Below are 13640 nucleotides of genomic sequence, written 5' to 3' on the forward strand. Positions count from 1 at the left end.
TTTATTGATAACTATTGTCAGAATAGATTACATAGCATACTGTGCTAATTCTATTCTGAGTACAAAGCTATCTTCCCAAAGGAATGATGGAATGGAGTAAAGGACCGTAGATATGGATTATCCGTTCAACTTGCCTGATCGGCGCGGAAGGCAGTTGGAGAAGTACCTGTTTTCTTTTTGAATAGCCTGGTAAAGTATAAAGAGTCATTGAATCCTACCTCATAGGCGATTTCACTTATTTGCATTTGAGTCATGCGAAGGAGCTCCTTAGCCTTTTCTACTTTTTTCAAGTTTATGTAGTTGTTGGGCGTATCATTGAACTCTGCTTTGAACTCTCTTTTGAATGAGGACAAACTGAGGTTGCTCAACTTCGCAAGTTCCTCTACACTTAGATTTGAAAATAAGTGCAATTCGATCATGTTCTTTAAATGGATGGACCTGGTGGAATATAAATCCGTGACTAAGTCCAGGATTGAACCTACATTTTTGGTCTGCACCAGTAAGAGAATCAACTCCTTGATTTTTAGTTCGATAAGGTCATTATTAACCAACAAAGGGTTTTTAAAGTAAAATTCCAGGGACTCAATAAACTTTGCTATAATATCGCTAGATCTTACAACCTGACTCTGTTGAGTGTAGTTGCGCTTCTCAATCAGTGCTGGCAATTCTCCTACATAAAGTTTTTTTAGTATCTCGGGAAACAGATGAACGATAATGACTTCAACCGTTTCATCATCCTTTTGCTTAAGCAAATCCAGAAAATGGGTACCGCATTTTAGGAGTACCGCTTCCTGGTTTTTCATTTGAACATTATTCTCAGAAGAAAGTAGTCTCGGAGCTCTGTCTTTAAAGTAGATAAAACATCCTCTGTTTTGAAAAGTACCCTCATACTTTAAAGGAGTTTTGATCGTCACTTTCTCGATGAGTACTTCGTTTTGGTATTCAAAAGTTTGTCGATCTAAAATCATTATTTTGTTCCGTGCGTTTCAGAGCCCAATACAGTTATGTACGTGCCCCTAATTGTTACTTATGAATGGAAGTTAGCGAAGGGTCAACATTCCAGATATCTACTACATTTTTCCAGCTACCATCAGCTTGCCTTTTCCAAATTTCCACCCCTTTTTCGAATAGCTTTATTTGCTCGTTGTTTTCGTCGTTGTAGGTGACTAGAATTTTGCTAATGACGTAACCAAGGTCTCCACTGGCCGAGACAAACGCTTCTTGCGGCTCCCATGTAATACCAAATCCGGGGATTGCCGTAATTACTTCCAGCACTTTTGCAATATTTGCTTGTCCTTTAACAATAGATTTTCCTGGCTCCATGAAAAGGGATTCATTATTCCAATAACTTAAGAATTCCCCTGGCGATGCAGAATTTGCCCACTGGCGACTTACTTTCATTAGTTTTTTGCTTTCTTCCTCCTGATTTACCGTCTGTTGTTCTACGATCTTTTGATCATTACAAGCATTGATAAAAAAGCTTACGATCATTAAGTAAAATATATTTTTCATGATTTCAATTATTTGATGCAGTTATTTGAATCATAGTCAAAAGTTTTATAACAACCAGGCATATGCCGATTGTAATTACAAAACTATTTGCCAGACAGGTGGGCAGAATGGAGTAAAGGGTCATTGATATGGACGATCCGTTCATATCGAGTGATGATGTGCCTGCCTCTCAGCCCTTCAGCTCCTTTTCTGCGGTGTTAAAGAATTCGATGAGGAACCAAAAATCGACGGCTTTATCTTAGAAGTCGAAGGGCAGAGCATCGTGCTCATCGATGATGTACTGCAAATACACGGTGAAGAGGCGCTCAGCCGCCGCAGCGACCTGAAATAGGAGAAAAATGAAGATTTTGGCCTACTCAGTGCTTGGCGTACCAGAAAATAAATTTTTCGGAGCAATCCAGGTTTGGGAAGCCAAAAAATAAATTTTTTTAAGTAAACAGCGCTTGGGACGCCAAAAAAAGAAATTTCTCGTAAGAATCAGCACTTGGGAGCTCAAAAAAGAAATTTCCTGGCTTCCCAGGTGTCTGGAAGACTAAAAAAGAAATTTTCTGGTTTCCCATACAGATGGAAGAGCAAAAAAGAAATTTCCCGGAGTAATCAGTACTTGGCAAGCCAAGCAAGAAATTTCTCAGCCTACCCCTATTACAAATTAGTCCTCCGATAGTTATTTGGAAGCCTTGCTCCCAAATTCTTTCAACATTCGCATAAAGACGGTTGAAGAACTCAATTTGCCTTTCTTCTATCAGTTATTTCTCTTTGGTTTCGTTTAGTGGGACTATTGTAGTATAATGTCTCCATCAATTTTAAGTTCATGATGAAGTTTTCTAGCAACTTCTAAAGTGATATCTCTTTTCCCTCTTAGATACTCACTTACTCTTGCCTTTGGAACCTGAAGAGTATTTGCAAGATCAGTTTGCTTTAATCCCATTTCATACATTCTTAACTTCACAACATCAATAAGGGTAGGTATTTCTATTTTGATATTTTCATCCTCATAGTCTGCGACTAGATCAGAAAGACGATCCAGCATAACAAACTCAGGATTATCATAAGAAAGATTGTAACCTACTTTTACGATAAGTTGATCAATTTTCTTTAGAGCTTCTTGATACTCGCTTATTGTATTAATTGTCGCCATTTTTAAAGTTCCTTTGCATTTATCTTGTCGTACTCAGCGTGAGTACCAATCCATCTAACATATACCTTCTGAGAGACGTAAATAATAATAGCTATCAATCTATAATCATTTCCCTTAATGTTAAAAACAACTCTATTGTTCCCCACGTAGTCAGCACTCAGGAAATCATTCTTAAGCTGGTTGAGATTAATCCATTTTGCCTTGTTAACCTTTTTATACCAATCTTCTAATGCTACTTTACTAGTTGAATGCTTACTGTAGTAGTCAACTAGTTTCTTACGGCTTACTACTCTCATTAATGCACCAAAGTTACATTTTATGTAACTAAATTACAATTTATCTGAAGTTTGTTTTCTACTTTTTTAAGGACTAACTAAGAATCATTTCAAGGTTCGTTTTGTGAGACTAAAAGTTTGGAAAGTTGCAGGTTATGGCGTGTTATAATTACCTGTCATCACCGCCCAAATTGCCACAAGAATTAACAAGAAAAACATTCCAATGAAGATGAGTCCCCATGTTGTACTATTCCTGTAATCATCTTCCTCGTTGTTCTCTTTCATTTCCTTTATATCAATTTGAAACTAAATCTTCCAACTCTGTGTAGGAGAGTCATTATTGTTACCAATTTTTTATCAAGTTCGTTTTAAGGTACTGCTATTGGTTTACTTTGCCAATCTAAACCCAAGTGTTGGTAGTCGCAAAGAAGAACCTCTTCCGTTTCTATCTATGATTCTAACGCTTTGGATCCGATGGCCAAAAGACCCACCTCGCAAAACTTTAGACTCAAATGTTTTTCCAATTTCGTCACATGGATAAGGCTTTTTTGCGTTGCTGCACCATTCCCAAATATTGCCGCTCATGTCAAAAATTCCCAATTCATTCGATCTCAGCAATCCAACAGGATGAGAAACATTCTCTGAATTCCTCTCGAACCATGCCACTTCTGCTGCATTATTGCTTCCTGCATACACATGATTCTTGCTTTTTGTACCACCCTTAGCTGCAAATTCCCATTCTTCCTCTGTTGGTAGTCTATAACTTTCGTCATACTTCAAATTCAATTTCCTGATAAATTCTTGGATATCGTCCCATGAGACCTGCTCTACAGGACAATCTTCACAGTCATTATGTTTGCTAGGATTTGTGCCCATAATTGCCACCCAATCAGCCCCCATTACTTCATATTTACCAATAGAAAAATCTTTAATCGTGACCTCATGTGGGCATTCGTCTGCAATACGTAATTCAGGCGAACCCCCATCATCTACATTGTCATTTCCTCCCATTATGAAATCACCCCCTTTCACATCAATCATTACAAAACCAGATTTATCCCTTTCTGCTATTTTTAGCTCATTTTGACCTGGCAATGTTACCACTTTAGCATCCGAACTTCTTTTTTGATCATCGCAGCCTAAAGAAACAATTATTAAAGTTGATAAAGTCAAAAAGGTTAGATTTTTGATTAACATATGCCGATGATTTTTATATGCAGCAACACCTTAGTAAACAAACAGAAGTGTTATTTATTGCTAATAATCAAGTCAAATCTAGCCAGGTTTTATTTTGTCGTTTTACAGAACCTCGTTTCATCAAACTACTGCTTTGTTTTAAAAATGTAGAAACCTCTACCCCATTCCCAGCCATTCAAACGCCTAAAAGGACTGATCTGCACAGAAAACCTAGATCTGATAAACCAATAAGCTGCCAAATTCTCTAACTTAATGCTATTAAAACCCTTATAACCATATTGGTCCTGCTACATCTGAGCTCCATCGTCGAAGCCCAATCAGAAATCGACAGTCTGAAACACCTGGCAGAAACCACCACAAATGAGCGTACTCGTGTAGAGGCATACATCAAACTTTGCTACAAATACCATCGTGTGGATGCTGCGTTGGCGCTATCTTACGCGACACAAGCAGAAACGATAGCAACCCAGGCTGAGCTAGAAGATGCGTTGGCCTATGCTAAATTTCGTCAGGGCACGGTCCTAATTATGATGGATTCACTGGATCAGGCTGAAACAGTATTGAAAGAAGCCCAGATCATCTTTGATCGATTACAGGATGGAACAGGCCTTGCTCTTGTAAAGATTGAGCAAGCCAGAATACAACAACGAAGATCCAATATCGAGACCGCTATTAGAATCTACCTGGAAGCCCTTCCATTGCTAAAGGAGACAGACAATAAAAATACAGAAGCACGTGTGCTTAACTATCTCGGAAGTCTCTACAGGTCTCAAAAGCAACCTCAAAAAGCCATCGAATACTATGAACAAGCCCTTGATCTGGTCACAACGCTGGATTTTAAGCCTGGAATATCCGCATGCCTGATGAATTTGAGCACCATGTTTCGGATCACTGAGGAGTATGAAAAATCCATCTCTTACCTTGAAGAGTCCATAGCGATAAAACGTGAGACAGGTGATAAATTAGGACTTGGCAGAGGTTTAGAGAACCTGGCTAAACTTCACGCTACCCTTAAAAACTACGAAAAGGCAGAAAACTTCTATCAGGAAGCACTCACAGTAGCATCCGAGGTAAATGATTCAGGGTTGAAAAACATTGTCCTGTTCGGCCTCGCCGAAAATCATTTCAATACGGGCAATTACCATTTGAGTATCGGGCTTTCCAGGGAAGTGTTGACAAGCCCAGTGGTATCAAACGACCTGGAGCTGCAAGTCGAGCTTTACGCAATATTGGCGGACAGCTACGAAAAAATTGGAGATGTAAATAAGGCCTACACAAATGCCAAACTTCATAACAAACTATCTGACAGTTTGTACAATGAGCAAATTGTAGCCACAACAAATGACCTGGAAGCCAAATACCAAAATGAACAAAAAGCGAAAGAAATTGCAGTCCTCGAATCCGAAAATAAGGTTCAGCAGCTGCAAATTCAGAGTAGAATGCGAGAGCGCAATTACCTGCTCGCTTTCGTAATGATCGCCCTTCTTTTGATAGGTTTGATTTACAACCAATATCGCGGAAAGCAGAAGTCGAATGCAAAACTCAAGGAACTTGATCAGCTCAAGTCAGAATTTCTAGCCAACATCTCACATGAATTTCGCACACCACTAAGTCTCATTATCGCTCCGCTGAAAGACAAAATAAGGAGCACAACAGATCCTAAGGAAAAAGCGGTATTTGACCGAATGCACAGGAATGCAGAGGATCTGTATCACCTGATCAACCAGCTGCTTGACCTATCGAAATTGGAGCATGGTCAATTGGCCATGAATCTGGTTCCGACAGAGGCATTCGGGTTTTTTCGGGTGCTAAGTGCCTCGTTCACCTCATTGGCTGAGCATAGCGGAATCCATTTTAAAAGTCAGATTCCTGAGGGTGAATGCTGGATGGAACTCGATCCCGACGTGGTTCAAAAAGTATGCTACAACCTGTTGTCCAATGCGTTCAAATTCACTCCTGAAAAAGGTGAGATTATGTTTAAAGTAGAGGTTGAAAGCCATACGCTGAAGATTACCGTGAGTGACACAGGTATCGGAATCCTGGCAGAAGACCAGGAAAAGGTCTTTGATCGGTTCTTTCAGTCCTCCAACACAGGTCACATGGGAACCGGTATTGGCTTGGCTCTTACCAAACAGCTGGTGAACATTCACAACGGGGATATTACGCTCCTGCGATCCGACGAGAAGGGGACGACATTTGGTGTTCAAATACCTTTGAAAAAAGTAGACCCAGTTGAAAACCAGCAGATCGCGGAGAGGATTAAGAATGTGAAGATTGACAGGGAAAAAGATGATGTGGTAACCTTGTCAGATGAAAATCGCGGACCCGTTGTATTAGTCATCGAAGACAATGAAGACTTGAGTAGATACCTCAAGGAGTTGCTCAGAGAAAACTACACAGTTCATATGAGTAGTAATGGAATGGAAGGCGTTGAGAAAGCAAAGGAGCTCGTCCCTGACTTAATCATTAGTGATGTAATGATGCCCAAAAAAGATGGTATTGAGGTGTGCAATGAACTTAAAGAAGCTCATGAAACGGATCACATTCCAATCATTTTGCTTACTGCCTTGGCAGACCGGGAAAGCAAACTTAAAGGACTAGAGCGAGGTGCCGACGATTATCTTTTGAAACCGTTTGATCCTAAAGAACTCGCCGCTCGGGTGAGCAATCTGTTGAGCCAAAGAAGTAAATTAAAAGAAAAATATGTAGGACTGTTGCGTTTAGATGTTGCGAACATAGAGGTGAGCAACCGAGAAGAGCAATTCCTAAAGAAACTCATGGAAGTGATCGGTGATCACCTCAGTGATTCAGCATTTAGTGTGGAGCAGCTAAGCTCAGAAGTGGCCATGAGTCGCATGCAGTTGCATCGTAAACTAACTGCGTTGACCGGCCAATCCGCCAGTACATTTGTCCGAAATCATAGACTCAACCAGGCCACCAGACTCCTTCTTGCCGGAGAGACCGCGACTCAGGTAGCGTATGCCGTTGGTTTTTCAAGTCCCTCCTATTTTACGCGAGCTTTCAAAGAAGTATATGGCGTAGCACCGAGCGAGTATGCTGGGATTGTAGCCTGATATTTCTTCACGTTACGTCAGTTCAAGAAACTGTTACACTGATTAAAGCCTTTTTTTCCTATGCATAGGAACTTGGAGATCTAATATCTCCACTATGAAAACATCATTTCTACCTGTAGCCTTCTGTCTCATCACAAGCCTGGGAATAGCCCAGCCTACGTTTGAAAAAAGTGACTCCTACCACACCGGAGGCTCACTATATGGCCTGAAAGCCGGAGACTTCAACAATGACGGTTTGATGGATATGGTCACAGCGAACTTTACTTCTGCTCCCGAATCAGTCAATATCCTGATCGGGCATTCATTTTATGGATTTCAGATAACAGATATAGGCACCGTCTCAAGCAATATTGATCTCGATACAGCAGATTTTAATTTGGATGGAAATCTGGACTTTGTCGTGGCGAGTAATTCCAATGATTTAATCACGCTGTTTCTGGGGAATGGAGATGGCACGTTCGCTTCGACAGCATTTGGAGCAGGGGAAGATCCCCTTGATATAGTCACAGGTGATTTTGATAAAGACACGCATCCTGACGTAGCAGTTCTACATCGATTCAGCGACGACATGTATGTCTACTACGGCGATGGGCAAGGCGGGCTAGGCACACCTCAGATCATTCCGATTGAGTCAACGGCATACAAAATGACAACAGCAGATTTTGACAATGATGGAGACCTTGATCTTTTAACCGGCGGCAGTACATCAGTTGAGTTTCACGCAGGCGACGGAGCCGGCAATTTTTCTTCACCTGTACCCTCAACTGGTTTTTTTGATTTCGTACACATGTCCTCTGCAGACTTTGATGACGATGGCAACCTGGACATTCTTGCAGCCGAAACCACCTTCCTCTATCGTGCTTTTGGCAACGGGGACGGGACATTCAGTGATATTCGATTCTTTCCGGAAGGTGGAAATGCAGCCGTAGGTGCAGATTTTAACAAAGACGGTATGGTTGACGTTGCCTCAAGTCGCTACATGATGAACTACTACGAAGGAGAAGGAACACGAGACTTCACCATTTCAAGAAGAAACCAAACGGGTACCGGTCGAGGAATAGCAGCTGCAGATTGGGACAACGACGGAAATTTGGATCTAGCCACAGCAGGAGGTCCTGTTGTGAATGTGGTCTATGGGAAAGGGAATGGATTTTTTAAAACACCAAATGGATACCAGACTCCTTATGACACCCATGGATTGGCCTTGGGAGATTTCAATGAAGACGGACTGGAAGATATTGCGGTGTGCGCAGCCACCACGATCGCACATTTGACAGACAACCTTTTTATTTATGAAGGACAAGCCGGTGGTGGGATGATTCCGGTTGACACGTTAGATGCTGGATTTCCGTGGGACATTGAAACCCTGGATATCAACGGAGATACACACATGGACATTGCCATTTTAGATTCGTGGAACAATCAGATAAAACTATTCACAGGAGATGGGACGGGTTCACTGGCAGCCGCAGGAAATTTTTCAATAGCAGCTGAATTTTCGATGTCCTCTAGTGATGTGAACAAAGACGGCCTGGCTGATCTGATTTTGGTGGGAGGCAGTCTCAACAATGTTGAGATCCATAAAAGTAATGGTGATGATACATTTACCCTGTTGATCGACCTTGATGCAACCGAGGAGGTTGAAGATGCAATCGTGGCAGACTTCAACGGAGATACCGAACCAGATCTGGCGGTGATTGTAGACCCCAGTTCAGGGTCAGATCAAGTGCGATTTTTCCAAGGCGATGGCTTGGGTGGATTCACGGCTGCCGGTACCAACATTGATATGATCGGAGGTGCGGTCACACTTACGAAGGCTGATGTCAATGACGACGGCAACATGGATTTGGTCGTCGCCACCGGGTCAGACGCGGACATCCTTCTTGGCGATGGCACATTTGCCTTTACAGTGTCTTCGGTCAACACAAATGTAAACGAAGTAACGGCTGTAGCTGACTTTGATGGCGATGGTTTCAAAGATTTGCTAGCCAGCAGAGATGGCACGATGAGCATGTATAATGGTGATGGAACTGGAAATTTCCATACCAATTGGTCTTGGGGGTTATCTGGAGCTGGTGGCTTCAGATTGGCCATTTCTGATTTCAATGATGACGGTTATGATGATATTGCCACGCTCTGGAATGGCTCACCGCTCGATGGGCTCAACATTTTGCTCAATTCCTCAGCACCGCCACCTTGTGTTCCTGCCCAGATAGATGGCACTCCTGCTTCAAACATTTCTCGCTGTGAAGGTGAGGGTGTTTCGTTAGCGATCACTGCCAGTGGAGACGCTTCCTTGAGTTATCAATGGAAAAAGGATGGAGTTGACGTTATCGGAGCCACTTCGTCTTTCTTGTTCTTTGCAAATCTTGAAAGTGCTGACGCCGGCACCTATGTTTGCACCGTGAGCAATGCCTGTGGGAGCGAAAGTTCGACACCTTCAAACCTAACCATCAACACCCTCCCTGCTGTGCCTTCTGTAGTTGGAGCAATTGGCTGCTCACCTTCCACAGTTGTGTTAACAGCATCGGGTGCGTCGGATGGAGATTACCGCTGGTATGATGTCGCCTCGGGTGGTACGGCATTAGTCGGGGAAGTGAACAGTAGTTTTACAACTCCATCGCTCAATGTCAATACAAACTATTATGTTGCAATTGACAATGGATCTTGCGAAAGCAGCAGGGTATTAGTGGTAGCCACCATCGTAGAACCCGCAGCAATCACGACACAGCCCGCCAGTCAAAGTAATGATCCGGGTGAAGACGTTACCCTCACACTCGTTGCAGCAGGCGAAAACATTTCCTATCAATGGAAAAAGGATGGTACCGCAATTGATGGCGAAACTGCATCCTCTTTAGATCTCACAAATTTCGATTCAGGAGATGTAGGAGACTATACCTGCGAGGTTTCTAATTCTTGCGCTACGGTAGAAAGTACTGCAGTGACATTGTCGTTGAATTCTGCTCTGCTCAATGTTACTGAGAACTGGCTAGATGGAGAGGTCTGTGAGGAAGCGGCGGCATCCTTTACAGTCTCTGCAACGGGCACCACCAATATCTCATATCAATGGCAAGAGAGTGGGGGCACGGGATTTATGGATATTTCAGATGACAACCAATTTTCAGGTACAAACACTTCAACGTTGTCCATCTCAAATGTTAGTTTGAGTATGAACGGCTTCCAGTACCAATGCATCGTCTCAGGAGATCATGCCGCTGACAAAACTTCCGCAGCGGTTGGTTTAGTAGTGATCGAGAAGGTCTCATTATCTTCTCAACCGTCTAGCCAAAACGCAGAATTAGGCGAAAAAGTCACATTTTCTGTAGATGCAGCTGGAGACAACCTCACTTTCCAATGGCAAAAAAACGACATTGATATTTCAGGAGAAATGACAAAGACGTTAACGATTTTATCGCTCGAGTCGACCGACGCGGGCAACTATTCCTGCACTGTGTCCAATAATTGCAGCGCTCAGGCAAGTACGGTGGCTGTCCTTACCATCGACAATGTACTTGGTATTGAAAATCAGATTTCAGCAGCCTTGTATCCAAACCCCGCAAATGGCGTCTTCAATATAGCCTTATCAGGAGCTTACCATGGTGAAATAATAGTGAGCGTTATAAGTACAGCGGGCCAAACGTTGTTTTATGAAAAAATGGTGAAATATTCTGAGAAGTTTGAAGCTACTCTTAATCTAGCCGATTTGAATCCGGGAGTCTACTTTGTTAAAACCTCAACATCCTATCATAGTATGACGATTGGTAGATTGGTTATTGAGTAGTACACTGTATCAGCATCTACTACAACTCAGCTTTTCTCCCACCTTTAACATCCACCCTACTCATCCCTCAAGGCCTGCACCGGATTGCTCACCGAAGCACGGATAGACTGATAGCTGACAGTGACCAGGGCAATGAACATGGCCAGAGTCGCTGAAATGGCAAACACCCAAATGGACAAGTCAATACGATAGGCATAGTTTTCCAGCCACTGGCTCATGACATACCAGCCGAGCGGGATGGAAATGACCAGTGAGAAGAGTACGAGTCGGGTAAAATCATAGGTGAGCAACAAGAATAGATTTTGAACCGAAGCACCAAGCGCCTTGCGGATGCCGATTTCTTTGGTTCGCTGCTCGGTGGCATAAGATACCAATCCAAACAGTCCCAGACAGGAAATCAATACAGCCAGCACAGCAAAATAGGTAGCGAGTTTGCTGGTCCGAGCCTCTGCGGCGTACAAACGATCGAAATCTTCATCCAGGAAATAGAAATCAAATTCACGATCCGGGAAAAATTGATCCCACACCTGCGACACCGTCGATACAATGTTTCCTTCTTCACCGGGTTCGAATCTGATAAAGACCCGATTCAAATTGGTTTCGTTGAAAATAAGCAGTGGTTCGATTGGGGTATGAATGGATTTGAAATTGAAATTTTTTACCACGCCTACAATTTTCCAATCTCCTCCCGCATCGATGCTCTGTCCGACGGGGTCTTTCAGGCCCATAACTTCCCTTGCTTTTTCATTGATAATTACTGCTGCCGAATCCGTATGCACAAATGAACGACCTTCTACCATTTTCATTTCCATCGTAGCCGAATAGTGTTCATCCATTCCCATATTATGTAGCAGTATGGTTTCGTTTGGATCTTTGCCAGGCCAGCCAAATCCTGAAGAACTACTCAGCACATAGCTTGGGTGGCGATTGGTTCGGCCAGCACTCAGGACGCCTCGCTGCTTTCTTACTTCTGCCGCAAAAACTTCGGACCTGCCTTTGGGCAAATAGGTGTATAGGATATGGTTGCGATTGTATCCCAGGTCTATATTTTGAATATAGTCCAACTGTTGGTAAACCACCAGGGTACCAATGATCAGTATGACCGAAATCACAAACTGTAGCACAACCAAAACTCGTCTCAGTCCAAATCGCTGGCGTTTAGACCGAACCGCATGGGCCTGGAGGGCATGAATGGGCCGGATGGAACTTAGATAAATGGCAGGATAGCTACCAGCCAGAAGGCCGGTAAGTATCGATACCACCAACAACCCGAACGCCAGTGCGAAACCATTGCCACCATCCAGCAAAACCAGCAGATCAATGGACTTGTCGGTCAATTGATTGAAAGCGGGAAGAACCAAGGCAACAAGACCTGAAGCAATAACTAATGCCGAGAAGGACAGCAGTACAGATTCACTCAAGAACTGCAAAATCAATTGCTTGCGACTGGCTCCAATCGTTTTTCGTAAGCCCACTTCCTTAGCACGTTTGGCAGAGCGAGCTGTGGACAGATTCATGAAATTGATACATGATATCAACAAAATAAAAATAGCTACAATAGCGAATATGCGGACGTACATCATTTCTCCCTTGCGGTCTACCTCCACCACAAAATCGACTTCACCCAAATAAATATCCGTGAGCGGCTGCAGGTAAATATCAGTTACAGATCCTTCGGAGTACTTTTTTATCTGTCCAATGACTTTCTCATTGACTTCTTGCAAGTTGGCCTGAGGGTCGAGTTCTACGTAGGTGTAGAGCCAATTGGACCCATAACTGTTGGCTCTGTCCGGGTTTTTGGTAATATAATTTTCAAAATTTATAACATACTTAAAATCGAGGTGCGAATTATTCGGCACATCCCGAAAAACGCCAAGCACTTGAAATTCTTCATCACTCAAGGTGATGGATTTCCCCACCGGGTCTTGGTCCGGAAAATACTTGTCGGCAAGCTCTTCGCTAAGCAGCAGACTATTGAGTTGTTCTTTAAAAGATGACAGGCTGCCACTGACTAGAGGAAAGGAAAACATCTCGAAAAAACGATCATCTACCATGATTCCACCAGTTTCTCTGATCTTCTTTTCTCCAAGTTCGAAACGAAAATTCTCATTGGACAACCGGGTAAAATTGACCACTTCAGGGTATTCATCGAGAAGAGATGGTCCCAGGGCGGTGGGAGTGACAGCTACAGGAAATACTTCCTGACCAGCATAATATTGATTTTCCACCACCCGATATAGCTGGTCTTTTTTAATATGAAACTGGTCAAAACTTAATTCGTCGCTTACGAAAAGGCCAATCAACATGACAATGGACAAACCCACGGTCAGGCCGATGATATTGATCATCGCGTAAAACTTATGTTTCCGCATATTTCTGAGGGCAATTTGAAAGTAGTTGTTGAGCATGATGATATTGAGTATTGTGTATTGAGTTTTCTTTTTTTGATTCCAAAGTTCTTCTTTGGCCACGATTTGTATCTCTCCAAACGATTCAACAGCCTTTTCAAAAGCCTCGTGAGGTTCATGACCTTGAGCGATCAGATCATCGATGTGATCACGGAGATGAAGCTCCATCTCACGCACCGAACCGTGATTGAAGGCCTGATGCTTTCTAAACAGCCGGAGCCAGAGTTGGATAGAGCTTTCCAGGTCAAACATGGT

The 13640-nt window shown here is 42.8% G+C and carries 9 protein-coding genes; 2 read left to right on the forward strand and 7 right to left on the reverse strand.

Translation table 11 applies throughout. The features are described 5' to 3' along the window. Nucleotides 1–125: 125 nt before the first annotated feature. From ABJD64_RS15105 to ABJD64_RS15130, 6 genes are all read right to left on the reverse strand, one after another. On the reverse strand, nucleotides 126–968 hold the full coding sequence (locus ABJD64_RS15105) for an AraC family transcriptional regulator (RefSeq protein WP_348182972.1): 843 nt from the start codon (nucleotides 966–968) through the stop codon (nucleotides 126–128). Nucleotides 969–1023: 55 nt separating this feature from the next. Then, nucleotides 1024–1512 carry a DUF4440 domain-containing protein gene (locus tag ABJD64_RS15110; protein WP_348182974.1) on the reverse strand — a complete coding sequence of 163 codons (489 nt, stop codon included), beginning with the start codon at nucleotides 1510–1512 and terminating at the stop codon, nucleotides 1024–1026. Between the two features lie 775 nt (nucleotides 1513–2287). Continuing rightward, on the reverse strand, nucleotides 2288–2650 hold the full coding sequence (locus ABJD64_RS15115) for a helix-turn-helix domain-containing protein (protein ID WP_348182976.1): 363 nt from the start codon (nucleotides 2648–2650) through the stop codon (nucleotides 2288–2290). A gap of 2 nt (nucleotides 2651–2652) precedes the next feature. Beyond that, on the reverse strand, nucleotides 2653–2946 hold the full coding sequence (locus ABJD64_RS15120; protein WP_348182977.1) for a type II toxin-antitoxin system HigB family toxin: 294 nt from the start codon (nucleotides 2944–2946) through the stop codon (nucleotides 2653–2655). A gap of 132 nt (nucleotides 2947–3078) precedes the next feature. Continuing rightward, nucleotides 3079–3210: a hypothetical protein gene (locus ABJD64_RS15125; RefSeq protein ID WP_348182979.1), complete on the reverse strand. Its 132-nt coding sequence runs from the start codon at nucleotides 3208–3210 to the stop codon at nucleotides 3079–3081. 102 nt (nucleotides 3211–3312) lie between these two features. Beyond that, nucleotides 3313–4122 (reverse strand): formylglycine-generating enzyme family protein, encoded by an 810-nt coding sequence (locus ABJD64_RS15130; RefSeq protein WP_348182981.1) that lies wholly within the window; start codon nucleotides 4120–4122, stop codon nucleotides 3313–3315. 278 nt (nucleotides 4123–4400) lie between these two features. Between ABJD64_RS15130 and ABJD64_RS15135 the strand changes: the two genes are divergently transcribed. Together ABJD64_RS15135 and ABJD64_RS15140 are read left to right on the forward strand one after the other, a co-directional pair. Then, nucleotides 4401–7196, forward strand: coding sequence for a response regulator (locus ABJD64_RS15135; RefSeq protein WP_348182983.1), 2796 nt, complete (start codon nucleotides 4401–4403; stop codon nucleotides 7194–7196). 94 nt (nucleotides 7197–7290) lie between these two features. Next, nucleotides 7291–10977, forward strand: coding sequence for an FG-GAP-like repeat-containing protein (locus ABJD64_RS15140; RefSeq protein WP_348182985.1), 3687 nt, complete (start codon nucleotides 7291–7293; stop codon nucleotides 10975–10977). Between the two features lie 56 nt (nucleotides 10978–11033). Here ABJD64_RS15140 and ABJD64_RS15145 read toward each other — a convergent pair whose 3' ends face one another. Further along, the gene (locus ABJD64_RS15145) at nucleotides 11034–13637 is read right to left on the reverse strand and encodes an ABC transporter permease (protein ID WP_348182987.1); all 2604 of its coding nucleotides are present in this window, start codon (nucleotides 13635–13637) and stop codon (nucleotides 11034–11036) included. Nucleotides 13638–13640 lie beyond the last annotated feature (3 nt).

The organism is Reichenbachiella sp. (assembly GCF_039944555.1).
Classification (GTDB): Bacteria; Bacteroidota; Bacteroidia; order Cytophagales; family Cyclobacteriaceae; genus Reichenbachiella.